This window comes from Streptomyces sp. SLBN-31 (genome assembly GCF_006715395.1).
Lineage (GTDB): Bacteria > Actinomycetota > Actinomycetes > Streptomycetales > Streptomycetaceae > Streptomyces.
Genome location: NZ_VFNC01000002.1, coordinates 1,191,473 through 1,217,928 on the forward strand (window position 1 = coordinate 1,191,473; position 26,456 = coordinate 1,217,928).

The window sequence follows — 26,456 nt, forward strand, 5'->3', positions numbered from 1 at the left end:
GCCCGCCCCGACGAGTCCGGCCGCCTCGGTCGACGAGGCGCGCCCGCCCGGGGGGACGAGGTCGATGGGCGCGGCCGGCCGCGTCGGTGACCTCGCCCGGCGTATCCATGAGGCAGCCGCCTCAGCGCCTCGCCGACGGGCGGTCCGAGAGTCCGACGCCCAGGGCGAGTTGGCCCGCGGCATGCCGGAAGAACGCCTCCCGGTCCTCGACGACCCGGTTGAACTGGCCGAACAGCTCGAACCCCACCAGCCCGAACAGCTGCGCCCAGGCGGCGACCAGCGCCGCCGCGACCTCGGGCGGCAGATCGGGGGCGATGTCGGCGGCGAGGCGCTCGGCCTCCGGGCGCAGTTCGGCGGCCAGCGGGGGGAAGGTCACGCCGGGGTTCTTGATCGCGTCGCGCACGATGCCGATCAGCAGCAGGCCGACCCGGGAGGCGGCGGGGACGGTGGTCTGCGGGGCGACGTAACCGGGCACCGGTGAGCCGTAGATGAGGGCGTACTCGTGGGGGTGCGCGAGGGACCAGGCGCGTACGGCTTCGCAGACGGCGATCCAGCGCCGGGTGGGCTTGGCGTCGGAGACGGCCTCGGCCGCCGCCTCGGCCGCCGCGCCCAGGGAGTCGTAGGCGTCGATGATGAGCGCCGTCAGCAGGTCGTCGCGGCTGGGGAAGTACCGGTAGAGGGCGGAGGAGACCATGCCCAGCTCGCGGGCGACGGCCCGCAGCGAGAGCTTGGTCGCGCCCTCCGAGGCGAGTTGCCGGCGGGCCTCGTCCTTGATGGCGGCGGTGACTTCGATCCGGGCTCGGGCGCGGGCGCTGTGGGGGGTACTCATGCGTGGCAGTGTGCCACGAAAACAGAGCAGTGCACACAAACGAGAGCGCTGCACAAAAAAGAGAGCAGTGCTCTTGCTTTGGATCGGCGATCCGGTGCAGACTGCTCCTCGTAGGGAAAACCGAGAGCACCGCTCACAAAAGAGAGCGCCGCTCACCCACTCCATGGGGGACATCATGTCCGCGCACGTCCACGTCCAGAAGCCCGGTTGGTTCACCGTCAACGTCTTCAACCGCGCGGTCGCCTGGATGACCCGCCGCGGCCTCAGCGTCTGGGGCTCCCGGGTCCTGGCGGTGCGCGGCCGCAAGAGCGGCGAGTGGCGCACCACCCCCGTCAACCTGCTGACCGTCGACGGGCAGCAGTACCTGCTCGCCCCGCGCGGTCACGTCCAGTGGACGCACAACATGCGCGCCGCCGGCGGCGGTGAACTGCGCCTGGGCAAGAACGTGGACGTGTTCACCGCCGTCGAGGTCGCCGACGACGACAAGGTCCCGCTGCTGCGGGCCTACCTCAAGCGCTGGAAGGCCGAGGTCGGAGTCTTCTTCAACGGCGTGGGCCCGGACTCCCCCGACGCCGACCTGCGCCGCATCGCGGCCGACCACCCCGTCTTCCGGATCACCGTCACGAACTGACCTCGGCGCCCTCATCGCCCACCGGGCCGGCCGTCACGCCGCCGGCCGGACGCCGGTCCAGCGCGCTCAGGGCGCGATGCGCCATCGGGTGGGTGCGCACGAGCTCGCCGAGGGACGTCGAACCCTGGGTGATCTCCTTGAACGCGTTCCACGCGGGCCGGAACCCCGTCAGCACCGCGTGGAACAGACCGGGACGGCGCTCGAAGACCGTCAGCATCCGTTTGCCGACGCTCATCTCGACACCGAGCCCCGCCTTGATCGCGAACGCGTAGTTCAGGGCCTGCCGCCGGGCGTCCACCGCGTCGTGCGCCTCGGCGATCCGCACCGCCCACTCTCCCGCGAGCCGCCCGGAGCGCAGCGCGAAGGAGATGCCCTCGCGCGTCCACGGCTCCAGCAGTCCGGCCGCGTCGCCGCACACCAGCACCCGGCCGCGCGACAGGGGCGAGTCGTCGGCCCGGCAGCGGGTCAGGTGGCCGGAGGAGATGCTCGGCTCGAACCCGGCGAGACCGAGCCGGCCGATGAACTCCTCCAAGTACCGCTTGGTGGCCGCGCCTTCGCCGCGGGCCGAGATCACACCGACCGTGAGCGTGTCCCCCTTGGGGAACACCCAGCCGTAACTGCCGGGCATCGGCCCCCAGTCGATCAGGACCCGCCCCTTCCAGTCCTCGGCGACGGTCTCGGGCACCGGGATCTCCGCCTCGAGGCCGAGGTCCACCTGGTCGAGCTTGACGCCGACGTGCGCTCCTATCCGGCTCGCGCTGCCGTCCGCGCCGACCACGGCCCTGGCGAGCAGCGTCTCGCCGCCCTGCAGGACCACGGCGACCGTGCGCCGGTCGGGGACCGCCGAGCCGTGCTGCTCGACGCGCTGCACGGTGACGCCGGTCCGCAGCTCGGCGCCCGCCTTCTGCGCGTGCTCGACGAGCTGCTGGTCGAACTCGGGCCGGTTGATCAGCCCGAAGAGCATCTGCCGGGAGCGGCGGGTGCGGGTGAAGCGGCCGTTGTTGGAGAAGGTGACCGCGTGCACGCGGTCCCGCAGCGGCAGCTCGAAGCCGGGCGGCAGGCTGTCGCGCGAGGGCCCGATGATGCCGCCGCCGCACGTCTTGTAGCGCGGCAGCTCCGCCTTCTCCAGCAACAGCACACGCCGTCCCGCCACCGCGGCCGCGTAGGCGGCCGAGGCCCCCGCGGGTCCCGCGCCCACCACGACGACGTCCCACACCCGCTGCACGTCGTCCGCCGAAGAGTTCTCGCTGCTCACGATGGTCTACTGCTCCCGATCAAGCCGCTGCCGCACCTGTCCACCGCATCCTACGGCGGACGTCGTCGCAGGCCACTGTGGGAGGATCCCGATATCCACCTGTACAACGTCGCACCCACGAGGAGCGTGCCCATGTCGTCGAATCCGGTCGCCGAGACCGTCGCCTCGCTCATGCCGCGAGCGCGGGACGAGCTCGCCGAACTGGTGGCCTTCAAGTCGGTGGCGGACTTCGACCAGTTCCCCAGGAGCGAGAGCGAGGGCGCCGCGCGCTGGATCGCCGACGCGCTGACCGCCGAGGGCTTCCAGGACGTGGCCCTGCTGGACACCCCGGACGGCACCCAGTCCGTCTACGGCCACCTGCCCGGACCCGAGGGCGCCAGGACCGTCCTGCTCTACGCCCACTACGACGTGCAGCCCCCGCTGGACGAGGCAGGCTGGGCCACCCCGCCCTTCGAGCTGACCGAGCGCGACGGCCGCTGGTACGGGCGCGGGGCCGCCGACTGCAAGGGCGGTGTGATCATGCACCTGCTCGCGCTGCGCGCCCTGAAGGCCAACGGCGGCGTCCCGGTCCATGTGAAGGTCATCGCCGAGGGCTCGGAGGAGCAGGGCACGGGCGGTCTGGAGCGGTACGCCGAGGAGCACCCCGACCTCCTGGCCGCCGACACCATCGTCATCGGCGACGCGGGCAACTTCCGCGTCGGCCTGCCGACGGTCACCTCCACCCTGCGCGGCATGACGATGCTCCGAGTCCGCGTCGACACCCTCGAAGGCAACCTGCACTCGGGCCAGTTCGGCGGCGCCGCCCCGGACGCGCTGGCCGCGCTGATCCGCGTACTGGACTCGCTGCGCGCGGAGGACGGCTCGACCACGGTCGACGGGCTGAGCGCGGACGGCCCCTGGGAGGGCCTGCAGTACGACGAGGAGCAGTTCCGCAAGGACGCCAGGGTGCTGGACGGAGTGCGGCTGATCGGCTCGGGCACGGTCGCCGACCGCATCTGGGCGCGGCCGGCCGTCACCGTCCTCGGCATCGACTGCCCGCCGGTCGTCGGCGCCACCCCGTCCGTGCAGGCGAGCGCCCGCGCGCTGGTCAGCCTGCGGGTGCCGCCGGGCGCGGACGCGGCCGAGGCGACCAAGCTGCTGCAGGCCCATCTGGAGGCGCACACCCCGTGGGGTGCCCGCGTGGCCGTCGAGCAGATCGGTCAGGGCCAGCCGTTCAGCGCCGACACCACCAGTCCGGCATACGCGGCGATGGCGGGGGCGATGGCGGTCGCCTACCCCGGCCAGGAGATGCAGTACGCCGGCCAGGGCGGCTCGATCCCGCTGTGCAACACGCTCGCCACGCTCTACCCGGAGGCGGAGATCCTGCTGATCGGTCTGAGCGAGCCGGTTGCGCAGATCCACGCGGTCAACGAGAGCGTTTCGCCCGAGGAACTGGAGCGGCTGTCGGTGGCCGAGGCCCTGTTCCTGCGCAACTACGCGGCGAACTGAGCCGCTTCGCCGTCGGCAGAGGGTCCTCGCCTTCGGGCGGGGGCCCTCCTACGGTCGTCCGCATGGACGTCGTAGAGCTGCTGCCGCGGCTGTATCTTCTGCGTTTTCCCGTGGGCCAGGCCTATCTGTGGTGCGACGCCGACGAGTTGACGCTCGTCGACGCGGGTCCGGCAGGCTCGGGGGCCGCCGTCGCGGCCGTTGCCGAGCCGCTCGGCACGATCCGCCGCATCGTGCTCACCCACTTCCACGAGGACCATGTGGGCGGCGCGGGCGAGCTCGCCGCGCTGACCGGCGCCGAGGTGGTGGCCCACCACCTGGACGCCCCCGCGATCCGGGGCGAAGTGCCGGGCCCGCCGCCGGTGTTCGAGGACTGGGAGCTGCCGATCCACGCGGAGGCCGCCCGCCGTCTCCCCGAGGCCCCCTTCGTCCGCCCTTCGCTGATCACCGAAGTCACCGACGGTGACGTCCTCGGCTTCGGCAACGGTGCCCACGTCCTGCACACCCCCGGTCACACGGACGGCAGCATCGCCGTCCATCTGCCGCGTCGGCGGGTGCTGTTCACGGGTGACACCGTGGCGGCGTCGCCGGTCGACGGCGGGGTGATGCCGGGCGTGTTCAACCTGCACCGGCCCCGGTTGCTCGCCTCGTTGCACCGACTGGCCTCGCTGGACTGCGACGTGGCGTGCTTCGGGCACGGTGATCCGGTCGTCGGCCAGGCCGGCACGGTCCTTCGCCGAACGGCGGACAGGCACCCGGTCCGACCCTGACCATGGAGGTATGTCCTCCGTCGCCCGCATCGCCCGCATCGCCCGCATCGCCCGCCATACCGAACTCGCCACAGAGCTGGCCCTGTTGGGGGACGCCGAGCTGGCCGATCTGCTGGCGGCCGGGACGCCCGCGGGCGTCGGCATCGGCGGGCGCTACGTGCTGGTCGAGGTGGCGGGCACCCCCCTGTTCGTGAAGCGGGTGCCGCTCACGGACATCGAGTTGCTGCCGCCGAACGCCCGCTCCACGGTGAACGTCTTCGACCTGCCGGCCGCCTGCCACTACGGCACCGGACGCAGTCCCGGCTTCGGCGCCTGGCGCGAGCTGGCCACGCACACGATGACGACGAACTGGGTGCTGTCCGACGCCTTCCCCGGCTTTCCGCTGCTGCACCACTGGCGGGTGCTGCCGGACGACGTACAGCCCCTGCCCGAGGAACTGGCCGATGTGGACGGCACGGTGGCCTACTGGGGCGGCGCCCCGCAGGTACGCGAGCGCCTGGAGGCCCTGCGGACGGCGTCCGCGAGCCTGACGCTGTTCCTGGAGTACTTCCCGCACACCCTCCACGACTGGCTCGACACGCAGGTCCGCACCGAGGACTCGGATCGGATCTGCACGCGGGTGGACGACTGGCTCGGCGCGCTGACCGGCTTCCTCCGGCGCCGTCAACTCCTCCACTTCGACGTCCACTTCCAGAACGTCCTCACCGACGGCGCCGACTTCTTCCTCACCGACTACGGCCTGGCGTTCGGCCCCCGCTTCCGCCTCTCCCGGCCGGAGCACGCCTTCTTCGACCGGCACCGGGACTACGACCTCTTCCACGGCCGCGCCCACCTGGTGAACTGGCTCGTCACCGCCCTGTACGGATACGACAGGCTGGAGCGGGAGGCCTTCGTACGCGCCTGCGCGGTCGGGGCCCGTGCCGACGGCGTCCCGAAGGCGGCTGCCGCGATCATCTCCAGGGACGCGCCGCTCACAGCCGTCCTCAACGGCTTCCTCAGCCGTCTGCGCCGGGAGGGCAGGCGGACGCCGTACCCGTACGAGGAACTCCGTCTCGCCCACGACACCTCCACGCTCTCCGCGTAGTGGCACGCGAGGGGAGCGGCGAAAGTGGCACACGCAGGTGGACCGGAAACGGGTGTGCGGATGGATGGATGAATCAGCCGAGCGGAATGCCCGCCTCGAGGTAGAGCGCCGCGCCGCGTTCCCGCGCCCGCAGGGCCCAGCGCAGCCGCTCGTAGCGGACCGGCGGCAGCAGGTCGGCGGCCTCCTGCTCGCTGACGAAACGCCAGTCGCGCAGTTCGGGCCCCGGCAGCAGCAGCCGCTCCGCCTCGGCGGATTCGAGCCGGCCGCCGTCGAACAGGAGCCGCAGCCCGCCGAAGCCGGGCGGCGCGGGCGCCTCCCAGTCGACGACCAGCAGCCGCGGTACGTCGTCCAGGTGGATGCCGGTCTCCTCGGCGACCTCGCGCATGCCGGCGCGGGCGGGTGCCTCGCCCGGTTCCACGACGCCGCCGGGGAACTCCCAGCCGGCTTTGTAGGTGGGGTCGACGAGGAGGACGCGGTCCTGTTCGTCGAAGAGGAGGACGCCGGCGGCGAGCGTCTCGGCGGTCGGCTCGGGCGTCTGCACTATGTCGCACACCGGCACCTGACCGCTGCCCACCGCCTCCGCGACGCGGACCGCGGCCTCGTACGGGGTGAGAGCACCGGTGTCGACGGGGTGGGCGTCGGCGGTGAGCCAGCCGGCCAGGGCGCTGCGGTACGGCTCGATGTGGTCGTACGACCACTGCCGTATCCGCATCTCGCCGTCGGGGAGGTCGGGCGGGACCTCCCGGGCGGCTATTCGCTCGCGCAGGATCGTTTCGGCCGGGGCGAGGAGCACATGCCGGACCGTGATGCGACGGGCGGCGAGCCCGCCGAAGATCTCGTCGCGGTACTCCTGGCGCAGCAGGGTCATGGGGACCACGAGCGTCCCGCCGAGTTCCGCGAGCATGGCGGCCGCCGTGTCGATCACCAGACGCCGCCAGATCGGCAGGTCCTGGTAGTCGCCGACCTCGGCGAGGTGCTTGGCCGGGAGCAGGTGTGCCAGCGCTCCGCCGACGACCTCGGGGTCGAAGAGCGTGCTGTTCGGGATCAGTTCGATCAGTTCCCGTGCGGTGGTCGTCTTCCCCGCACCGAACGCGCCGTTGATCCAGACGACGGTCACAGGTCCCCCTCTTCTGTTGGCCCCCTGAGGCTTGCCCGCTCCACCCTGCCACGGAAACCAGCCCCAGTTGAGGGCACACATGGAGCGGCGCCGGTGCTCCCGGGGCGGGAGCACCGGCGCCGTGCCGCCAGGGCCTTATCCGAGGGTCTTGTCCGCGTCGGAGAAGCTGCCCTCGCCGACGGTGTCGGTGACCGTGCCCACGGTGTCGTCGACGCCGAGGTCACTGAGCACGGGGTGATCGCCGAGGACGTGGTGGTCCCCGGTGTGCGTGGGGCTGATCGCCGCGACGACGAACCCGGCGGCGAGGGAGGCGATGGCCATCATGCTGCGCTTCTTCATGCCCCGATCAACTGCCGGACCCGGGCGGGGGTCACGCATCCGGGAGGCGTGGGGCGTGGCGACATCCGACGATCACCCCGTTATTGGTCTGAACCAATGAAGGAACCTCACACTACCGCACCTCTTCCAACACGGTCCGACACGTTCTACCGTAAACGCGCACCGATGACGGGGACATGGCGTCATCCCACCTTTGTGTGTTCGGAGGAACGTAACGATGCGTCACCCGCACACCCGCACATCCCGCCGAAGAATGCTCGGAGCGCTCACCGCGGGCCTCCTGGGCACCGCCGGACTCGCCGCACCGGCCGCCGTCGCAGCACCCGCCCCGAAGCCCGCCGCCGAGACCGCCGCTCCCGCCCTCGCCGACGGTCTCGCCCTCACCCCTCCGATGGGATTCAACAACTGGAACTCCACGCACTGCCGTGCCGAGTTCAACGAGTCCATGGTCAAGGGAATCGCGGACCTGTTCGTCGAGAAGGGCCTCAAGGACGCGGGCTACCGGTACGTCAACCTCGACGACTGCTGGGCCCTGCCGAACCGGGACGCGGACGGCCGGCTCGTCCCGGATCCGGCCCGGTTCCCGAACGGGATCAAGGCCGTCGCGGACTACGTGCACTCCAAGGGCCTCAAGCTCGGCATCTACACCAGCGCCGGCACCAAGACATGCGACAGCGTCGGCTTCCCGGGCGCGCTCGGACACGAGTACAGCGACGCCCGGCAGTTCGCCGACTGGGGCGTGGACTACCTCAAGTACGACAACTGCAACAACCAGGGTGTGGACGCCAAGGTGCGCTACACCACCATGCGCGACGCCCTCAAGGCGACCGGGCGGCCGATCGTCTACAGCATCTGCGAATGGGGCGAGAACAAGCCGTGGGAATGGGCCGCCGACGTCGGTCATCTGTGGCGCACCACGGGCGACATCAGTGACAACTGGGGCTCGATGCTGGGCATTCTGAAGCAGAACCTGCCGCTCGCCCCGTACGCCGGTCCAGGGCACTGGAACGACCCCGACATGCTGGAGGTGGGCAACGGCGGCATGACCGACACCGAGTACCGCAGCCACTTCTCCATGTGGTCGGTCATGGCCGCCCCGCTGCTCATCGGGTCGGACCTGCGCAAGGCCACTCCTGCGACCTTCGACATCCTCGACAACAAGGAGGTCATCGCCGTCGACCAGGACCCGCTGGGCAAGCAGGGGACGGTCGTCTCCTCGTCGGGCGGCCGCTGGGTCGTGGCCAAGGAGATGAAGGACGGCAGCCGCGCGGTGGCCCTCTTCAACGAGAACGGCACCGCCCAGCACATCTCCACCACCGCACAGGCCGTCGGCCTGCCCGGCGCCCGCGGCTACACCCTGCGCGACCTGTGGCGGCACAGCAGCTACAACACCGCGGGCACGATCTCGGCGACCGTCCCGGCGCACGGCACGGTGCTGCTGCGCATCTCGGCCGACCGCGCCTGGGCCACCCACCCGCCGGCCGTGGAACTGGGCCTGAACCGCAGCCCCTTGGTCGAGGCGGGCACACCCGCCACGCTCACCTCCGTCGTCACCGACTGGGGCCGCACGCCGGCCACACGGGTCTCGGTCTCGCTCACCGGACCGGACGGATGGGCGGTCCGGGCGGCCTCACGCCCCACCGCGGCCCTGCTGCCCACCGGCCGCTCCCTGAGCACCAGGTGGACGGTCACCGCTCCACAGGGGACGCCGACGGGCTCGTACGACCTGACACTCAGGGCGAGTTACCGCTCGCCGACCGGTCTGCGCGCCACGCAGGTCCTGCCGCTGACCCTGTCCGTCGTCGTTCCGCCGCCCTCCGGAACCTCCGGGCTCGGCGACCTGCCGTGGCTGTCGGCCACCAACGGCTACGGGCCGGTCGAGCGCAACACCAGCAACGGGGAGAGCGCCGCCGGTGACGGACATCCGATCACCATCGGCGGGACGGTGTACGCCAAGGGCCTCGGCGTCCACGCGAGCAGCGAGGTCGAGTACTACACCGGCAAGGCCTGCGAGAAGGTCACCGCGGACGTCGGGGTCGACGACGAGAAGGGTGCCAACGGCACCGTCGCCTTCGAGATCTGGGCCGACGGCACGAAGGTCGCCTCGACCGGCGTCCTGACCAACGCGATGCCCGCCCAGTCGCTCACCGCGGACGTGACCGGCACCCAGGTGGTCCGGCTCGTCGTCACCGACGGCGGGGACGGGATCGACTCCGACCACGCCGACTGGGCGAACGCGCAGGTGAGCTGCTGACACCGGAAAGGTCGTGCCGGCAGCCCGCCTGAAACGTTCCTGCCGCCGACGCCCCGGCAGCGCGACTCAGACCGCGGCCGCGTCCGCCCGCTTGGCGAGCGCGGCCGCCGCCGCTCCCACCAGCCCGGCGTCCGTGCCCATCTGCGCCGGGGTGATCTGAAGGCGCTGCACGAAGGACAGGGTCGCGTAGTCGCCCAGCGCCTTGCGCAGCGGGGTGAACAGGACGTCGCCGGCCTTGCCCACTCCCCCGCCGATCACGGCGATGTCGATCTCGACGAGCGTCGCGGTGGCCGCGATCCCGGCGGCCAGCGCCTGGGCGGCCCGCTCGAACGACGCCACCGCGACCGGGTCGCCGGCTCGCGCGGCCTCCGCCACCGCGGCGGCGGAGGCGTCTCCGTCCGGACCCGGCCGCCAGCCGTTCTCGATCGCCCGGCGGGCGATGTTGGGCCCGCTGGCGATGCGCTCCACACACCCCCGCGAGCCGCACGGGCACAGGTCACCGTCGAGATCCACGCTGATGTGGCCGATGTGACCGGCGTTCCCGGTGGGTCCCGGGTGCAGCTGGCCGTTCAGGACCAGACCGCCGCCGACACCGGTGGAGACCACCATGCACAGCGCGTTGTCGTGGCCGCGGGCGGCGCCCTGCCAGTGCTCGGCGGCCGTGATGGCCACGCCGTCGCCGATCAGCTCGACGGGCAGGCCGCCGGCTGCCTCCTGGACCCTGCGCACGAGCGGGTAGTCGCGCCAGCCCGGCACGTTCACCGGGCTGACGGTACCGGCGGAGGCGTCCACCGGGCCGGCGCTGCCGATACCGAAGGCCGTGGCGCGTCCCCACAGGGGCGAGGCGGTCAGTTCACCGACGACCTCCTCCACGGCGCCCATCACGATGTCGCCGTTCTCCTGCGCGGGCGTCGCGCGCTGCGCGCGGACCAGGATCCGGCCGTGGCCGTCCACCAACGCCCCGGCGATCTTGGTGCCGCCGATGTCGAGCGCGGCCACGAGGTCGGTGTGCATCAGAGTCGGACTCCCCGTCAAACCATCGAATCCCGGTGGACCAGGGGAACTTACCCCTTCGGCCACGGGGATGAGCGGGCCGGCCTCGCGGTGGGGGCGCAGGCCGGAGATTGTGGTGGACAGTCTCTCGCGCATATGACAACGTTGTCCAGGCTCTATGCTCGACGCCACATCCTCATACAAACTCATGGTCCGACGCATCCCCGTGGACAAGACCCGTCGACGAGACAGGACAGGACAGCGCATCGTGCCCGAGACCGCCCGCCGCACCGACCGATTTTCCGGCAGCCGCTACGGCAACCGTCCGACCATGAAGGACGTGGCCGCGCGGGCCGGGGTCGGGCTGAAGACCGTCTCCCGCGTGGTCAACGGCGAACCCGGGGTCACCCCGGAGACCGAACGCCGCGTCCAGGAGGCCATCGAAGCGCTGGGCTTCCGCCGCAACGACAGCGCCCGCGTCCTGCGCAAGGGCCGCACCGCCAGCATCGGCCTGGTCCTCGAGGACCTGGCCGACCCGTTCTACGGCCCCCTCAGCCGCGCGGTCGAGGAGGTGGCCCGTGCGCACGGCGCCCTGCTCATCAACGGCTCCAGCGCGGAGGACCCGGACCGCGAGCAGGAGCTGGCGTTGGCGCTGTGCGCCCGCCGGGTGGACGGACTGGTGATCATCCCGGCCGGTGACGACCACCGCTATCTGGAGCCCGAGGTCAAGGCGGGCGTGGCCACGGTGTTCGTGGACCGGCCGGCCGGGAGGATCGACGCGGACGTCGTCCTCTCGGACAACTTCGGCGGTGCCCGCAGCGGGGTCGCCCACCTGATCGCCCACGGCCACCGCAGGATCGGCTTCATCGGCGACATGCCCCGTATCCACACGGCCGCCGAGCGTCTGCGCGGCTACCGGGCGGCCATGGAGGACGCCGGCATACCGGTCGAGGACTCCTGGATGTCCCTCGGCGTCACGGACCCGGAGCGGGTGCGCCGGGCCGCCGAGGACATGCTGACCGGCCCCGACCCCGTCACCGCGATCTTCGCGGGCAACAACCGGGTGACCGTCACCGTGGTGCGCGTCCTCGCCGAGCAGAGCCGCCGGGTGGCCTTCGTCGGCTTCGACGACATCGAGCTCGCGGATCTGCTCCAGCCGGGGGTGACCGTGGTGGCCCAGGACGCGGCGGCGCTCGGCCGGACCGCCGCCGAGCGGCTCTTCCGCCAGCTGGACGGCGAACTGATCGCACCGGAACGCATCGAACTGCCCACTCGCCTGATCACCCGCGGCTCGGGCGAACTGCCACCGGCGGACTGAGCGGCCGGTGGACGAGGCGAGGCGCAAGGAACGGAGTCCGGAGGACCGGACACCGGGGAACCGGCTGCGCCGAGGGCGGATGACGCAGGACCGGCGGTCTCGGGACCGGGCGGCGGAGGAGCGGAATCCGGAGGACGGAGCGCCGGAGGGCTGGGCGCCCGAGGACCGGATGCGCCGGGGTCGGACGGCGGAGGAGCGGCTGCCCCGCGAGCGGGCGGCGGAGGAGCGGTTCCCGGGGGACCAAGTGGTCGATGGGCCATGGTCCGACGACCCGAGTCCGGAGGACCGGGGGCCGGACGAGCAGCCGTGGGGGCGGCGGGGTGTGCGGGAAGCGGGAGCGTCATTGGCGGCGCTGGGGCTGGACTGTGTGCCGCGGGAGGAGCCGTTGCTCTATCCCGGGGCCTGGCCCGCCGAGTCGGGGCTGCTCGACGGGGACCGGCTGCTGCCGCTGGACCGACTGGTGCACGAGGACCGCGTTCCCGTCCTGGCGGTCGGCTCCAACGCCTGCCCCGGCCAACTGCGCTACAAGATGGCCGAGTCGGGGATCACCGCGCCCATCCCCATGGTCCGCGCCCGGGTCACCGGCATCGACGTCGGCGTCTCCGCGCATGTGAGCCGTCCCGGATATGTCTCGGCGTCGCCGTTCCAAGCACCGGATGCCGTACACGAGTTGTTCGTGACCTGGTTCGACGCCGAGCAGCTCGCGGTGATCGACGCCAGCGAGGGTGTACCGCTGCCGCACGGCAACTACCGGCGCGCCTGGCTGCCCGCGCCCGAGGTGCGGATCGAGCTGGAGGACGGAAGCCGGCTGCCCGGCGCCCACATCTACGTCAACCGGCGCGGAGTGCTGCGCAACGGCACCGACATCCCGCGCCGGCACCCGGGGCAGCGGCGGCTGCTCACCGAACTCCTCGTCGGATCGGCCCGGTTGAGGGAGTTGTTCGGCGTCACACCCGAGGAGTTCTGCGCACGGGCCCGCGCCGACGCGTGGCTGCGCGAACGGGGCGCCCGGGTGTTCGCCGAGGAGAAGATGGTGACGGCGTCCGGTCTGGAGAGGTTCGTAGGAGATCAGCAGACCGGCAGCCCGGGGACGGGTTCGTCGTTGTCCCCGCCCTTGATGTAGACGTCGCTGACGTAGACGTTCGTGCTGCCGCTGTCGTCGTCCGTCTTCGCCCACCAGACGTTGGTCCACTGCCCGTACGTCTCGCGGCGCCCCAGATTCTGCTGGCAGTAGAAGTAGTTGACGCCCGCGTCAAGGACCCCGGCCTCGGTGCCGGAGGCGGTGGAGGACTTCGCGGTGCGCCAGACGGTGCAGTCGTACGTGCCGCCGCCGACGGGGGTGCGGGCCGGGGCGGGGGTGGTCGCGGTCCCTCCGCCGGTCGTGCCGCCCGTGGTGCCGCCACACCCTTTGCTCCCGCTCCCCGAGGTGGCTCCCGCCCCGCCGCGTGAGGAGTTCGCGGTGGCGGAGGCCGAGGCGCGGCCCGTCGGCGGGGCCTCGCCCTTCTTGCCGCCGGACGCCGTCGGCTCGGGGGTTTTCTCGGGAGCGGCGGTGACGGTGTCGGCCGGCGGTGACTGCCGTGACCGGCCCGCTACTTGGCGGACGCGGTCAGGTCGCCGCGCCGGGGCGCCGCGAAGCCCTCCAGGTCGGCCCGGGTGAGGCCGGTGAGTCGGGCCACCTCGGCGATGTCGAGGGCGCCGCAGTCCAGGCCGCGCAGCAGGTAACCGCTGAGGGCCTTGGCGGTGGCGGGCTCGTCCATGACGTCGCCGCCGGCCCGGTTGGCGTAGCGGGCGAGCCGGGCGGCGGCCTGTTCGAAGCCCTCGCGGTAGAAGGCGAAGACGGCGGCGTAGCGGGTGGGGAGGTGCCCGGGGTGCATGTCCCAGCCCTGGTAGTAGGCGCGGGCGAGGGCCCGCCGGGTCAGTCCGTAGTGCAGCCGCCAGGCGTCGTGCACCTTCTGCGTCGGCCCTACGGGCAGCACGTTGGTCGAGCCGTCCGACACCCGCACCCCGGTCCCCGCCGCCGCGACCTGCATGACCGCCTTGGCGTGGTCGGCGGCCGGGTGGTCACTGGCCTGGTGGGCGGCGGAGACGCCGAGGCAGGCGCTGTAGTCGAAGGTGCCGTAGTGCAGTCCGGTGGCGCGCCCGTCGGCGGCCCGGATCATGCGGGCGACGGTGGCGGTGCCGTCGGTGGCGAGGATGGACTGGCTGGTCTCGATCTGGATCTCGAAGCCGATCCGGCCGGCGTCCAGGCCGTGCGCCTTCTCGAAGGCCTCCAGGAGCCGGGCGAAGGCGCTCACCTGCTCGGCGTACGTCACCTTCGGCAGGGTCAGCACCAGCCCGTCGGGCAGGCCGCCGGCCCGCATCAGGCCGGTGAGGAAGACGTCGAGGGTGCGGATGCCGCGGTCGCGCACCGGCGCTTCCATGCACTTCATGCGGATGCCCATGTACGGGGCCCCCGTGCCGTTCTCGTACGCCTCGGCGATCAGCCGGGCCGCGCGGGCGGCGGTCTCGTCCTCCTCGGCGTCCGGGCGCGGGCCGTAGCCGTCCTCGAAGTCGACGCGCAGGTCCTCGACGGGCTCGTGCTCCAGTTTGGCGCGCACGCGCGTGTAGACGGGCTCGGCGAGGTCGTCGGCGAGGCCGAGGACGGCGGCGAAGGAGGCGGCGTCCGGGGCGTGTTCATCGAGGGCGGCGAGGGCCTGGTCGCCCCAGGAGCGGATGGTGTCGGCGGCGAAGACGTCACCGGGGACGTAGACGGTGTGGACGGGCTGACGGGTGCCGGGGTCGCCGGGGTAGCGGCGCTCCAGTTCGGCGTCGACCGGGGCGAGGGAGGCACTGATCTCCTCGCTGACGGCGCCCGCGAGGCTCGTCGCCACCGTCTCCTGCTGGCCCTGACCCATCCCACACCCTCCAGCTTTCCGCTCTACGGAATCAACAATCCGTAGAGTGAAGGTATCCGTGCCCGGTCGGCCCGGTCAACACCGTGTCCACGGGCCGACCACGCGATGACCTCGGCATGTTCACTCCCCGCCGCACCCCGGGTATCACACTGCTCGACGCACAACTCCCCCCACGCGAGACTCGTCCGGCCCGTGCGACCGAAGGAGCCCCCGTGCCCGAACAGCGCCGAGTCACCCGCCGTCTGGGCCTGCGGGCCCTGTTCGCCGCGGCCCTCACCGCGCCCCTCTCCGGAGCCGCCGCCATCTCCGTCTCGTCACCGGTGCAGGCCCGGGTCCGCAGCGCCCCGGTGCGCGGGCATCAGGGCCCCCGTCTGCAGGTGATGACCTTCAACCTGCGTTTCGCGAGCACCAGGGAGCCCAACAGCTGGAGCGACCGCCGGCCCGTGATGCGCGAACTGCTGCGCCGTGCGCGTCCCCATGTCATCGGCACCCAGGAGGGCCTGTACCAACAGCTGCGGGACATCGAGTCCGACCTGGGCGCCCACTACGACTGGATCGGCACCGGCCGTGAGGGCGGCAGCCGCGACGAGTCCACGGCGGTCTACTACGACAACCGGCGGCTGGCGCCCGTCGAGCACTACACCTACTGGCTCTCGGACACGCCGGAGACCATCGCCTCCAACACCTGGGGCGCCGCCTTCCCCCGCGTCGTCACCTGGATCAGATTCCGCGATCTCGCCGACGGCGGGCGGGAGTTCTACGTCTGCAACACCCACTTCGACCACGCGAGCCAGTACGCGCGGGAACGCAGCGCCGATCTGATGACCCAGCGGATCGCCGCGCTCCGGCACCCGCTGCCGGTCGTGGTGACGGGCGACTTCAACGCCGCCGCGCACAAGAACCCCGCCTACGACCGGATGCGGTCCACGGGTCTGGTCGACGCCTGGGACGCGGCGGCCGAGCGCGGCACGCTCTACGCCACCTTTCACGGCTACCAAGGGCTGAAACCGGACGGCGACCGGATCGACTGGATCCTCACCAACGCTGGAGTGACCGTGCACCGCGCGGCGATCGACACCTTCTCCGCGCACGGCCGGTACCCCAGCGACCACCTGCCGGTGCGGGCCTGGCTGAGCCTGGCATGAGACGAGGCCCCCGCGACCGTTCGTGCGGTCGCGGGGGCCTCGTTCGGCAGGTGTCGGTGATCAGCCCTTGCGGGCCTTGATCTCCTCGGTGAGGGCGGGGACGACGTCGAAGAGGTCGCCGACGACGCCGTAGTCCACGAGGTCGAAGATCGGGGCCTCGGCGTCCTTGTTGACCGCCACGATGGTCTTGGAGGTCTGCATGCCGGCCCGGTGCTGGATGGCGCCGGAGATGCCGTTGGCGATGTACAGCTGCGGCGAGACGGACTTGCCGGTCTGGCCGACCTGGTTGGTGTGCGGGTACCAGCCGGCGTCGACGGCGGCACGCGAGGCGCCCACCGCGGCACCCAGGGAGTCGGCGAGGGCCTCGATGATCGCGAAGTTCTCGGCGCCGTTGACACCGCGGCCGCCGGAGACCACGATCGCGGCCTCGGTCAGCTCGGGGCGGCCGGTCGACTCACGCGGGGTGCGGGAGATGACCTTGGTGCCGGTGGCCTGCTCGGAGAAGGACACCTGAAGGGCCTCGACCGCACCGGCGGCCGGGGCGGCCTCCACCGCGGCGGAGTTGGGCTTGACCGTGATGACCGGCGTGCCCTTGGAGACGCGGGACTTGGTGGTGAAGGAGGCGGCGAACACCGACTGCGTGGCCACCGGGCCCTCGTCGCCGGCCTCCAGGTCGACGGCGTCGGTGATGACGCCCGAGCCGAGACGCAGCGCCAGACGCGCGGCGATCTCCTTGCCCTCGGCGGAGGACGGCACCAGCACGGCGGCCGGGGATACGGCGGCGACGGCGGCCTGCAGCGCGTCGACCTTCGGCACGACCAGGTAGTCGGCGTACTCGGACGCCTCGTGGGTGAGGACCTTGACGGCGCCGTGCTCGGCCAGCGCGGCGGCGGTGCCGGCGGCACCCGCGCCCAGCGCGACGGCGACCGGCTCGCCGATGCGGCGCGCGAGGGTCAGCAGCTCCAGGGTGGGCTTGCGGACGGCACCGTCCACGTGATCGACGTAGACGAGAACTTCAGCCATGGGAACGAAACTCCTTGCGGATGTGCGAAGTCTGAGGGGCGGAAAGGGAGTTGAGCCTTAAGGGCCGGGGGCCCTTAGATGAACTTCTGGCTCGCGAGGAACTCGGCGAGCTGCTTGCCGCCCTCGCCCTCGTCCTTGACGATCGTGCCCGCGGTCCGCGCCGGGCGCTGGGCCGCCGCCTCGACCTTCGTCCAGGCACCTTCGAGACCGACCTCTTCGGCGTCGATCTCGAGGTCGGACAGGTCCCAGGACTCCACCGGCTTCTTCTTCGCCGCCATGATGCCCTTGAAGGACGGGTAGCGCGCCTCGCCCGACTGGTCGGTCACCGACACCACCGCCGGCAGCGAGGCCTGAAGCTGCTCCGAGGCCGTGTCGCCGTCGCGACGCCCCTTGACCGTGCCGTCCTCGACCGAGACCTCCGACAGCAGCGTCACCTGCGGCACGCCCAGGCGCTCGGCCAGCAGCGCCGGGACCACGCCCATGGTGCCGTCGGTGGAGGCCATACCGGAGACGACCAGGTCGAAGCCGGCCTTCTCGATCGCCTTGGCCAGCACCAGCGAGGTGCCGATGGCGTCGGTGCCGTGCAGGTCGTCGTCCTCGACGTGGATCGCCTTGTCCGCACCCATCGACAGCGCCTTGCGCAGGGCGTCCTTGGCGTCCTCCGGGCCCACCGTCAGGACGGTGACCTCGACGTCGTCGTCGGAGTTCTCCGAGATCTGCAGCGCCTGCTCGACGGCGTACTCGTCGAGCTCGGAGAGCAGACCGTCCACGTCGTCCCGGTCGACGGTCAGGTCATCGGCGAAGTGCCGGTCGCCAGTGGCGTCGGGCACGTACTTCACAGTGACAACGATCCTCAAGCTCACGCCGGCTCTCCTACTGCATCGTCATTTCGGTGCTGCCTACCTTCAGGCAGCATAGGCGCCTCTAGCGGCCGATCCCGATCGGGGCGACCCCGCGCTCCGAGCGAAATATTACTCGTCAGTACACCCAGTTGGTTCCCGCTAAGCAAGCGCTTTGAACTGTGACCTTCGCAACGCAGCGTAATCGGAATCCGACCGTCTCGCAGGGCGAAGCCGGCGACGATCAGTCACGCAGACCGTTGAACCGGCCCTGGTGGTACAGGAGGGGACGGCCGGGGCCGGCGGGGTCACCGAGGACGACCTCGGCCACCACGATGCGATGGTCCCCGGCCGGCACGCGGGCGACGACCCGGCACACGAGCCAGGCTAGGACGTCGTCGAGGACGGGGACTCCCTCGGGCCCCTCGCGCCAGGCGGTGGATGCCCCGAAGCGGTCGGCGCCGCTCCTGGCGAAGGTGGCGGCCAGCTCCTGCTGGTGCTCGCCGAGTATGTGGACCCCGACGTGGTCCGTCCCCGATATGGCGGGCCAGCTGGAGGCGCCGGTGCCGACGCCGAAGGAGAGCATCGGGGGTTCGGCGGAGACGGAGCTGAGGGAGGTGGCGGTGAAGCCGACCGGGCCGGCCTCGCCCCGCGCGGTGATCACGGCGACGCCCGCCGCGTGCCGCCGGAAGACGGAGCGCAGCAGGTCGGGAGAGGCGAGGCGAACGCTGTGGGCGTCGAGGTCGGGAGTGGCCGGCACGGCGGTGTCCTTCTGCGAGGAGGGGCGAGCGGAGTCGGGGCTGCTCAACAGCCGGGACAGCGCGCGCTCGCGGTGCGGGCCAGGTCGATGTGGGCCCGCCCGTGCAGCAGGATTTCCGTGGGCATGCAGTCAGGCTGGCGATACGTGGCGCACACAGTCAAGTACGTTACGGCATGTGGGAGATGCCTCACCGTCCACGTCAAGGGCTCAGACGGCCTCCCCCAGTGCGGCGATGACGTCGGCCTTGCGGGGCTGGCCGGTCGCGCGCCGCACGACCCGGCCGTCGGCGTCGAGGACCAGCACCGTCGGGGTCTTGAGGATGTCCAGTTCGCGGACCAGCTCCAGGCGGTCCTCCGCATCGATCTCGACGTGCCTCACGCCGGGCACCATGCCGGCCACCTCGCCGAGGATCCTGCGGGTGGCCCGGCAGGGGGCGCAGAAGGCGCTGGAGAACTGCACGAGGGTGGCTCGCTCGCCGAGTTCCCCGCCCAGTTCGGCCGCGTCGAGCCGCTTTCCGTCGTCGCGCCCGCGCACGCGCACCCTCCCGCTCCGCTGTCGGTGCAGCACTCCGAAGGCGCCCGCCACCGCGAGCACCGCCACGCACACCACCACTCCGGTCATCGACTGCTCCAGCGTTCACAAGACTGCAAAGATTCCCGAGCCCCTGAATCATTTTCCATGCGGAATGCTTGATTCATGGACATCGATGTGAGGGGTCCGCGCTTCGGCGCGGTCGTGACGACCCTGGTGCTGGTCCTCGTGCTCGTCACCGGGAGCGCCTGGCTGCTGGCCTGGCAGACGCTGGTCTTCGCCCTGGGCGCGGCCGGACGTTCGCCCTACGGCTGGCTGTTCCGCATGGTCGTACGGCCCCGGATCGGGCCGCCGACCGAGTTCGAGTCGCCGCGGCCGCCGCGGTTCGCCCAGGCGGTGGGACTGGTTTTCGCCGTTCTCGGACTCGTCGGGTACTGGCTCGGGCCCGCCTGGCTGGGGATGGCCGCGACGGGGCTCGCGCTCGCGGCCGCCTTCCTGAACGCCGCGTTCGGATACTGCCTGGGCTGCGAGATGTATCTGCTGGTGCGCAGGGTGACACCGCGCACCGAGTAAAGGGGGTTTAAAAGGGCGAGGTGGATCACCGGGGCGGACGTGACGAGGATCTCCGCCGCCGACCGGAACTTGGGCTGGCTCCCGGGCCGTTCTTCGGGCACGATCTGCGACATGCCGTAACCTACGGCTGCGTAACTTTCCGCTGGGAATCTCTTCCCAGGCCGAGAAGGAAGGGTCCACCCCGTCCATGGCAGAGCTTGTCTACCGCCCCGTCATCGGTCTCGCGCTCACGTTGTTCAAGGCGTGGGACCTGAAGATCGACTGCAAGGGGTCGGAGAACATCCCGCGCTCGGGCGGCGCCGTGCTGGTGAGCAACCACATCAGCTATCTGGACTTCATCTTCGACGGCCTCGCGGCACTGCCGCAGAAACGACTTGTTCGCTTCATGGCGAAGGAGTCCGTCTTCCGGCACAAGATCTCCGGCCCGCTGATGCGCGGCATGAAGCACATCCCCGTGGACCGCGAGCAGGGCGAGGCGGCGTACGCGCACGCGCTGGAATCGCTGAGGTCCGGTGAGATCGTCGGGGTGTTCCCCGAGGCGACCATCTCCCAGTCCTTCACCCTGAAGTCCTTCAAGTCCGGTGCCGCGCGCCTGGCCCAGGAGGCGGGCGTCCCGCTGATCCCGATGGCGGTGTGGGGGACGCAGCGGCTGTGGACCAAGGGGCATCCGCGCAACTTCAAGCGCAGCCACACCCCGATCACCATCCGGGTCGGCGAGGCGATCGAGGCGTCCAAGGACAAGTACGCCGGCGCGATCACCCGTCAGCTGCGCGAGCGGGTGCAGGAACTGCTCGAGGCCGCCCAGCGCGCCTACCCCGTCCGCCCCAAGGACGCCGACGACACCTGGTGGATGCCGGCCCATCTGGGCGGTACGGCCCCCACGCCCGAGCAGGTACGGGAGTCCGAGGCACGCTGAGACGGCGCCGGCGGCCGGCCCCGGACCGGCGATGCGAAAAAGTCACCTGCGCTTCCCCGGAAACGGCCTCCTGACGGCCCGTCGCCCCCACGGTGCGCCCGCTTCATCCCCACCCCGGACGACGGCCCCGTCCGCCGCCACTCAAGCCCCTCCAGGCGTCGGCCACGGCTTCCGCGCCGACCGCCCGAACTCGGCGTCAGCGCTGCTCAGGCCTAGGATCCCGGGGCGGAAGGGGATCTGATGGACCGGAACATACGCACGGTGGAGGACGCCCTGCGGCTCCTGGACGGGCTGTTCGCCTCGACAGCCGACCGCTGGACGGGGAGCGCGGGCTCCTGGTGGGACGACTTCTACGCGGACCGCTCCAGACCCGTCCCGTTCTTCGCCGCGAAGCCCGACGAGAACCTCGTCTCCCACGTCGGCCGCGGCCTGGTCACCCCGGGCCGCGCCCTGGACCTGGGCTGCGGCCCGGGCCGCAACGCGCTGCACCTCGCCTCGCTGGGCTTCGAGGTCGACGCCGTGGATCTGTCGCCGGTGGCGGTCGACTGGGCACGGGAACGCGCCCGCGAGACGGGCGCCCAGGTCCGCTTCCTGTGCGGCGACGCCTTCGCACTGCTCGACGACGGGATCCTCGGCCGCTACGACCTGATCTACGACTCCGGCTGCTTCCACCACCTGCCGCCGCACCGCCGCATCAGCTACCTGGCGCTGCTCGACCGATGTCTCGCGCCCGGCGGCCTGTTCGGCCTCACGTGTTTCGCAGCCGGCGCCATGGGGTCCGAGCTGCCCGACGCGGAGTTCTACCTGCGCGGCCGCCTGGAGGGCGGCCTCGCCTACACCCCCGAGTCGCTGCGCCGGATCTTCTCCGGTCTGACGGAGATCGAGTTACGGCGGATGCGGGACGAGCCGCCCGACTCCGCCCGCTTCGGCGAACCCTTCCTGTGGACCGGCCTGTTCCGCCGCCCCTGAGCCCGCGCTCAGCCGGCGGATCTCGCCGCGTGTACGTCGATCCGCGCACCTGGGCTGAACTTCTCCAGCAGCTCGGCGAGTTCGGCCCCCGCCGCCTCCAACTCGGCGTCCGGAAGCGGGGCCATGCCCTCCAGCAGGAAGATGCCCGAGACGGTCTCCTCGGTGAGCCGGGTGCGCGGGCCCTGGCGCCAGTTCCAGCGGCGGCAGGTCACACCGGCGTCGTCGCGCCACACCACCTCGCCCGCGTCGGGGTGTTCGACGACCTCCTCGCCTCCGGCCACCGTCACGAAGTCCTCGTCGCCCGCGGCCCGTACGAGCCGCATCCCGCCCCGGATGCGGTCGACGTCCTCGCCGCCCACCGGGATCAGGTGGGCGACGCTGACGGCGTTGTAGAGGTCGACCAGGAGGTTGACGCGGGGCAGGCCGGCGTCCGACAGGGCCCTCTTCGCCAGCGCCTCGGCCGAGTTGCGGGTGCGGGAGGGCTTGGAGCCGAACGCGGTGTACACCGCGCGCCAGGCGGCCATGTGCGGGTCCTCGTGCGGGGCGCGGCCGTCCAGGCGAGTGGCGAGACGGCGGGCCGCGTCGTCCAGCAGGGCCGAACTCCCGGCAGTGCTGGGCCCGTTGACCAGGCCGTGCGCCTCGATCGCCAGGTGGGTGAAGCCGGGCGCGAGGGCGCGCACCTCGTCGGACACGGTCAGCGAGAGGGTCATCGTCTGCCTCAGAGTGCGGTGGGGAGCGTCTTCCACAGGTACGCCCGGTCGGGGGCGGACCTGAGTGCGTCGAGGACGGCCGGGTGTGGTTCAGCATACAGGACCGGATAGTCCAGCTCATTGAACTCCGGGTCCGGCGCGAAGGCCAGGCGCTCCCCGTCGAGGGAGAACTGCGCGTCCACGCCGGGTTTGTTGCCGCGCGGGTCCTGCCGGTGCCAGGCGCCGTTGAAGCGGACGGCGACCAGGCCGTGGAGCACGTCGAACTTCTGGTAGCAGAGCGCGGTCGGGATGTCCTCCGCCCGCAGCAGGGCCGCCAGCGCGTGGGCCTTCGCGTAGCAGATGCCGGTGCCCTGCTCCAGGACGTCGGAGGCCCGCCAGGTGACGCGCGGATCCCCGGAGTCCTGGGAATGCGGGATGGTGTCGCGAACGAACTCGAACGCCAGCCGCGCATAGGCATACGAGTCCTCGGCATCCCGCGCGAGTCGGGCCGCCGTCCGCCTGACGAGCGGATGGTGATGGTCGATGACCTCGTCGGCGGCCAGATACGCGGACAGGTCGGGGGTGTTCTGGATCAGCTCCATGCCCGCAGAGCATAGAAACGCGATCACCCGACCGTCAATGACTTTACGGGCGATCGCATATCTATGCATCCGAAGCGTGGGATCTACTGGCGCGCCATCTCCTCCTTCAGCGCCGCCACGAACGCGTCCACGTCGTCCTCGGTCGTGTCGAACGCGCACATCCAGCGCACGACACCGGCCGCCTCGTCCCAGAAGTAGAACCGGAAGCGCTTCTGCAACCGCTCGCTCACGTCGTGCGGGAGCCTGGCGAAGACGCCATTGGCCTGCACCGGGTAGAGGATCTCCACGCCGTGCACGGCGCGCACGCCCTCGGCCAGGCGCTGGGCCATCTCGTTGGAGTGGCGGGCATTGCGCAGCCACAGGTCCTTGGCGAGCAGGGCCTCCAGCTGCACCGACACGAAGCGCATCTTGGAGGCGAGCTGCATGGACAGCTTGCGCAGGTGCTTCATGTGGCTCACGGCGTTCGGATCGATCACCACGACCGCCTCGCCGAAGATCGCGCCGTTCTTCGTCCCGCCGAGGGAGAGGATGTCGACGCCGACCGCGTTGGTGAACGTCCGCATCGGGACGTCCAGCGACGCGGCGGCGTTGGCGATGCGGGAGCCGTCCAGGTGCACCTTCATGCCGTGCGCGTGGGCGTGCTCGCAGATCGCGCGGATCTCCTCGGGCGTGTAGAGGGTGCCGAGCTCCGTGCTCTGGGTGATCGAGACGACCTGCGGCATGGCGCGGTGCTCGTCCTCCCACCCGTACGCCTGCCGGTCGATCAGCTCCGGCGTGAGCTTGCCGTCGGGCGTGGGGACCGTGAGCAGCTTCAGGCCGCCCATGCGCTCGGGCGCACCGCCCTCGTCGACGTTGATGTGGGCGCTCTCGGCGCAGATCACCGCGCCCCAGCGGTCGGTGACCGCCTGGAGCGCGACGACGTTGGCGCCGGTGCCGTTGAAGACCGGGAAGGCCTCCGCCGTGGCCCCGAAGTGGCTGCGGATGATCCGCTGGAGGTTCTCGGTGTACTCGTCCTCGCCATAGGCGACCTGGTGCCCGCCGTTGGCCAGGGCCAGGGCGGCGAGCACCTCCGGGTGTGCCCCGGCGTAGTTGTCGCTGGCGAAGCCGCGGACGTCCGGGTCGTGGTGGCGACGGGCGTCGGTCTTCGGGGGGTTCACGGCTTGTCGGTCAGCCACAGACGCTTTCCGTTCACTTCGGCGGCGGGCTTGCTCCAGACGTCTGCGATGGCCTCCGCGAGGTCCTTGACGTCCGTGAAGCCCGCGAACTTCGCGTTGGGGCGCTCGGCGCGCATGGCATCGTGCACCAACGCCTTCACCACCAGGATCGCAGCCGCCGACGTCGGCCCCTCGGAGCCCCCGGCCTTGCGGAAGTAGTCGGCCATGGCGAGCGTCCACGCCTCGGCGGCGGCCTTGGCGGCGGCGTACGCGGCGTTCCCGGCGGTCGGCTTGGAGGCGCCGGCGGCGCTGATCAGGACGTAGCGGCCGCGGTCGCTGCGCTGGAGCGCCTCGGAGAAGGCGAGCGAGGTGTGCTGCACGGTGCGGATGAGCAGCAGCTCCAGGAAGTCCCAGTCGTCGAGGCTGGTCTTGATGAAGGTCTCGCTGCCGCGCCAGCCGCCGACGAGGTGGACGACGCCGTCGACGCGGCCGAAGTCCTTCTCGATGTGCGTGGCCCAGTCCCGGGTGGACTCGAGGTCCAGCAGGTCGACGGACTCACCGGTGACCGTGGCGCCGCCCGAGGCGTACCGGGCCGCGTCCACGGCCTCCGCGAGCCGCTCGGGATCGTTGTCGGCGCCGACGACGGTCGCCCCGGCCTCGGCCAGCCGCAGCAGCGCGGCCCGTCCGGCGGGTCCGCCCGCGCCGGCCACCGCGATCACCGCACCGCTGAGAGCTCCGTTCCCCGCCATGTTCTTCGCCTCCTGAGCTTGCTGAGCAGTGTTCCCGGTGCCGCGCACGCTCACGCGGCGGCCCGCTCGGCGCTCTGCGCCGTGATGCCCCGGGTCGAGGCGATCACGTTCTTGAGCTTCTTGGAGAGGGCCTCATAGAACATGCTCAGCGGAAACTCGTCCGGAAGCACGTCATCGACGAGTTTCCGGGGCGGCTGGCTCAGGTCGAGTGCGTCGGGGCCCTTGGCCCACTTGGAGCCCGGGTGCGGGGCGAGGTAGGTGGAGACCAGCTCGTACCCGGCGAACCAGTGGACGAGCTTGGGGCGGTCGATGCCGTCGCGGTAGAGCTTCTCGATCTCGGCGCACAGCTCGTTGGTGACCTGCGGGGCGCGCTGCCAGTCGATGTGCAGCTTGTTGTCGGTCCAGCGGACGACGTCGTGCTTGTGCAGGTAGGCGAAGAGCAGCTGGCCGCCCAGACCGTCGTAGTTGCGCACCCGCTCGCCGGTGACCGGGAAGCGGAACATGCGGTCGAAGAGGACCGCGTACTGCACGTCACGGGCCTGCGGGACGCCGTCGGCCTGGAGCTTGACGGCCTCCTTGAAGGCGGTGAGGTCGCAGCGCAGCTCCTCCAGGCCGTACATCCAGAACGGCTGGCGCTGCTTGATCATGAACGGGTCGAAGGGCAGGTCGCCGTGGCTGTGGGTGCGGTCGTGGACCATGTCCCACAGGACGAAGGCCTCCTCGCAGCGCTTCTGGTCGTGGACCATCGCGGCGATGTCCTCGGGCAGCTGAAGGCCCAGGATGTCGACGGCGGCGTCGGTGACCCGGCGGAAGCGGGCGGCCTCGCGGTCGCAGAAGATGCCACCCCAGGAGAATCGTTCCGGCGCCTCGCGGACGGCGATGGTCTCGGGGAAGAGGACGGCGGAGTTGGTGTCGTACCCGGCGGTGAAGTCCTCGAACTTGATGCCGCAGAACAGCGGGTTGTCGTAGCGAGTGCGCTCCAGCTCGGCCAGCCAGTCGGGCCAGACCATGCGCAGCACGACCGCCTCGAGGTTGCGGTCGGGGTTGCCGTTCTGGGTGTACATCGGGAAGACGACCAGGTGCTGCAGGCCGTCCGCGCGGTGCGCGGCGGGCTGGAAGGCCAGCAGCGAGTCCAGGAAGTCGGGCACCTGGAAGCCGTCCACGGACCACCGCTCCAGGTCCTTGACCAGGGCCTCGTGGTAGGCGGTGTCGTGCGGGAGCAGCGGGGAGAGCTCCTCGACGGCCTCCGCGACACGCCGTACGGCGGCCTCCACATCGGCAAGGTCGGGGGCACCCTCGGCCTCGAAGTCGATCGACCCGTCCTTGGACTGCCATGGCCGGATCCGCTCCACGGCATCCTTGAGCACCGGCCACGCCGGGTGCTCGACCACCCTGGTCGCGGGAGGAACCTGGTCCCCCGAAGCCGCCTGCACAAGAATTTCCGTCATGTCCCATCCTCCACGGGAGAAGCTTGCGTAAGGAGACCGTATACATACGGGCTTTCTCCCAGCAAGAGCGCCCTCCGGAAATTATCCTG

General features: G+C 71.4%; 26 protein-coding genes. 11 read left to right on the forward strand and 15 right to left on the reverse strand.

What is annotated here, in order from left to right; translation table 11 throughout:
• Nucleotides 1-121: 121 nt before the first annotated feature.
• Nucleotides 122-829: a TetR/AcrR family transcriptional regulator gene (locus tag FBY22_RS25435; RefSeq protein ID WP_142149667.1), complete on the reverse strand. Its 708-nt coding sequence runs from the start codon at nt 827-829 to the stop codon at nt 122-124.
• A gap of 175 nt (nt 830-1,004) precedes the next feature.
• On the opposite strand from FBY22_RS25435, the gene FBY22_RS25440 reads away from it, so the two are divergent.
• A complete protein-coding gene (locus FBY22_RS25440) occupies nt 1,005-1,460 on the forward strand; it encodes a nitroreductase family deazaflavin-dependent oxidoreductase (RefSeq protein ID WP_142149669.1) in 456 nt (151 codons plus the stop codon).
• On the opposite strand, the gene FBY22_RS25445 is transcribed toward FBY22_RS25440, so the two are convergent.
• A complete protein-coding gene (locus FBY22_RS25445) occupies nt 1,450-2,715 on the reverse strand; it encodes a geranylgeranyl reductase family protein (RefSeq protein WP_142149671.1) in 1,266 nt (421 codons plus the stop codon). The genes FBY22_RS25440 and FBY22_RS25445 overlap by 11 nt on opposite strands.
• A gap of 132 nt (nt 2,716-2,847) precedes the next feature.
• Here FBY22_RS25445 and FBY22_RS25450 point away from each other — a divergent pair, with 132 nt between their 5' ends.
• The 3 genes from FBY22_RS25450 to FBY22_RS25460 all read left to right on the forward strand — a co-directional run bounded on the left by FBY22_RS25450 (nt 2,848) and on the right by FBY22_RS25460 (nt 6,054).
• Nucleotides 2,848-4,203, forward strand: coding sequence for a dipeptidase (locus FBY22_RS25450; protein WP_142149673.1), 1,356 nt, complete (start codon nt 2,848-2,850; stop codon nt 4,201-4,203).
• 62 nt (nt 4,204-4,265) lie between these two features.
• The gene (locus tag FBY22_RS25455; RefSeq protein WP_142149675.1) at nt 4,266-4,970 is read left to right on the forward strand and encodes an MBL fold metallo-hydrolase; all 705 of its coding nucleotides are present in this window, start codon (nt 4,266-4,268) and stop codon (nt 4,968-4,970) included.
• Nucleotides 4,971-4,980: 10 nt separating this feature from the next.
• Nucleotides 4,981-6,054 carry a protein kinase family protein gene (locus FBY22_RS25460; RefSeq protein ID WP_260845123.1) on the forward strand — a complete coding sequence of 358 codons (1,074 nt, stop codon included), beginning with the start codon at nt 4,981-4,983 and terminating at the stop codon, nt 6,052-6,054.
• A gap of 73 nt (nt 6,055-6,127) precedes the next feature.
• Here the strand turns inward: FBY22_RS25460 and FBY22_RS25465 are convergent, their stop codons facing one another.
• Together FBY22_RS25465 and FBY22_RS25470 are read right to left on the reverse strand one after the other, a co-directional pair.
• On the reverse strand, nt 6,128-7,171 hold the full coding sequence (locus FBY22_RS25465) for an NUDIX domain-containing protein (RefSeq protein WP_142149677.1): 1,044 nt from the start codon (nt 7,169-7,171) through the stop codon (nt 6,128-6,130).
• A gap of 135 nt (nt 7,172-7,306) precedes the next feature.
• Entirely contained in the window at nt 7,307-7,510 is a 204-nt protein-coding gene (locus FBY22_RS25470) for a hypothetical protein (protein WP_142149679.1), read from the reverse strand.
• A 217-nt stretch (nt 7,511-7,727) separates the two neighbouring features.
• On the opposite strand from FBY22_RS25470, the gene FBY22_RS25475 reads away from it, so the two are divergent.
• Nucleotides 7,728-9,764, forward strand: coding sequence for an NPCBM/NEW2 domain-containing protein (locus tag FBY22_RS25475; protein ID WP_174267264.1), 2,037 nt, complete (start codon nt 7,728-7,730; stop codon nt 9,762-9,764).
• Nucleotides 9,765-9,830: 66 nt separating this feature from the next.
• On the opposite strand, the gene FBY22_RS25480 is transcribed toward FBY22_RS25475, so the two are convergent.
• Complete coding sequence (locus FBY22_RS25480; protein WP_142149681.1) at nt 9,831-10,778, reverse strand: ROK family protein; 948 nt, start codon at nt 10,776-10,778, stop codon at nt 9,831-9,833.
• A 187-nt stretch (nt 10,779-10,965) separates the two neighbouring features.
• Between FBY22_RS25480 and FBY22_RS25485 the strand changes: the two genes are divergently transcribed.
• Nucleotides 10,966-12,075 carry a LacI family DNA-binding transcriptional regulator gene (locus tag FBY22_RS25485; RefSeq protein WP_174267265.1) on the forward strand — a complete coding sequence of 370 codons (1,110 nt, stop codon included), beginning with the start codon at nt 10,966-10,968 and terminating at the stop codon, nt 12,073-12,075.
• Nucleotides 12,076-12,460: 385 nt separating this feature from the next.
• A complete protein-coding gene (locus FBY22_RS25490; RefSeq protein ID WP_260845320.1) occupies nt 12,461-13,198 on the forward strand; it encodes a hypothetical protein in 738 nt (245 codons plus the stop codon).
• A gap of 466 nt (nt 13,199-13,664) precedes the next feature.
• Here the strand turns inward: FBY22_RS25490 and FBY22_RS25500 are convergent, their stop codons facing one another.
• Nucleotides 13,665-14,969, reverse strand: a complete 1,305-nt coding sequence (locus FBY22_RS25500) for a DUF6986 family protein (protein ID WP_142149684.1) — start codon at nt 14,967-14,969, stop codon at nt 13,665-13,667.
• A gap of 212 nt (nt 14,970-15,181) precedes the next feature.
• On the opposite strand from FBY22_RS25500, the gene FBY22_RS25505 reads away from it, so the two are divergent.
• Entirely contained in the window at nt 15,182-16,114 is a 933-nt protein-coding gene (locus FBY22_RS25505) for an endonuclease/exonuclease/phosphatase family protein (RefSeq protein ID WP_142149686.1), read from the forward strand.
• A gap of 60 nt (nt 16,115-16,174) precedes the next feature.
• Here the strand turns inward: FBY22_RS25505 and FBY22_RS25510 are convergent, their stop codons facing one another.
• The 4 genes from FBY22_RS25510 to FBY22_RS25525 form a co-directional block, all read right to left on the reverse strand.
• Entirely contained in the window at nt 16,175-17,137 is a 963-nt protein-coding gene (locus FBY22_RS25510; RefSeq protein ID WP_142149687.1) for an electron transfer flavoprotein subunit alpha/FixB family protein, read from the reverse strand.
• A 74-nt stretch (nt 17,138-17,211) separates the two neighbouring features.
• On the reverse strand, nt 17,212-18,000 hold the full coding sequence (locus tag FBY22_RS25515) for an electron transfer flavoprotein subunit beta/FixA family protein (RefSeq protein ID WP_142149688.1): 789 nt from the start codon (nt 17,998-18,000) through the stop codon (nt 17,212-17,214).
• Nucleotides 18,001-18,220: 220 nt separating this feature from the next.
• On the reverse strand, nt 18,221-18,736 hold the full coding sequence (locus tag FBY22_RS25520) for a flavin reductase family protein (RefSeq protein ID WP_142149689.1): 516 nt from the start codon (nt 18,734-18,736) through the stop codon (nt 18,221-18,223).
• 207 nt (nt 18,737-18,943) lie between these two features.
• Nucleotides 18,944-19,357, reverse strand: a complete 414-nt coding sequence (locus tag FBY22_RS25525; RefSeq protein ID WP_142149690.1) for a thioredoxin family protein — start codon at nt 19,355-19,357, stop codon at nt 18,944-18,946.
• Between the two features lie 75 nt (nt 19,358-19,432).
• On the opposite strand from FBY22_RS25525, the gene FBY22_RS25530 reads away from it, so the two are divergent.
• From FBY22_RS25530 to FBY22_RS25540, 3 genes are all read left to right on the forward strand, one after another.
• The gene (locus FBY22_RS25530; protein ID WP_142149691.1) at nt 19,433-19,840 is read left to right on the forward strand and encodes a DUF4395 domain-containing protein; all 408 of its coding nucleotides are present in this window, start codon (nt 19,433-19,435) and stop codon (nt 19,838-19,840) included.
• Nucleotides 19,841-20,027: 187 nt separating this feature from the next.
• On the forward strand, nt 20,028-20,756 hold the full coding sequence (locus FBY22_RS25535; protein ID WP_142149692.1) for a 1-acyl-sn-glycerol-3-phosphate acyltransferase: 729 nt from the start codon (nt 20,028-20,030) through the stop codon (nt 20,754-20,756).
• A 240-nt stretch (nt 20,757-20,996) separates the two neighbouring features.
• A complete protein-coding gene (locus FBY22_RS25540; RefSeq protein WP_142149694.1) occupies nt 20,997-21,725 on the forward strand; it encodes a class I SAM-dependent methyltransferase in 729 nt (242 codons plus the stop codon).
• 8 nt (nt 21,726-21,733) lie between these two features.
• Here FBY22_RS25540 and FBY22_RS25545 read toward each other — a convergent pair whose 3' ends face one another.
• The 5 genes from FBY22_RS25545 to FBY22_RS25565 form a co-directional block, all read right to left on the reverse strand.
• Nucleotides 21,734-22,435 carry a B3/4 domain-containing protein gene (locus tag FBY22_RS25545; RefSeq protein ID WP_142149696.1) on the reverse strand — a complete coding sequence of 234 codons (702 nt, stop codon included), beginning with the start codon at nt 22,433-22,435 and terminating at the stop codon, nt 21,734-21,736.
• Between the two features lie 8 nt (nt 22,436-22,443).
• A complete protein-coding gene (locus tag FBY22_RS25550) occupies nt 22,444-23,016 on the reverse strand; it encodes a transglutaminase domain-containing protein (protein ID WP_142149698.1) in 573 nt (190 codons plus the stop codon).
• An 83-nt stretch (nt 23,017-23,099) separates the two neighbouring features.
• Nucleotides 23,100-24,173: a low specificity L-threonine aldolase gene (locus FBY22_RS25555; RefSeq protein ID WP_142149700.1), complete on the reverse strand. Its 1,074-nt coding sequence runs from the start codon at nt 24,171-24,173 to the stop codon at nt 23,100-23,102.
• Nucleotides 24,170-24,919, reverse strand: coding sequence for an SDR family oxidoreductase (locus tag FBY22_RS25560; RefSeq protein ID WP_142149702.1), 750 nt, complete (start codon nt 24,917-24,919; stop codon nt 24,170-24,172). The genes FBY22_RS25555 and FBY22_RS25560 overlap by 4 nt, the downstream gene beginning before the upstream one ends.
• A gap of 50 nt (nt 24,920-24,969) precedes the next feature.
• Nucleotides 24,970-26,367: a DUF6421 family protein gene (locus FBY22_RS25565; RefSeq protein ID WP_142149704.1), complete on the reverse strand. Its 1,398-nt coding sequence runs from the start codon at nt 26,365-26,367 to the stop codon at nt 24,970-24,972.
• Nucleotides 26,368-26,456: the final 89 nt, after the last annotated feature.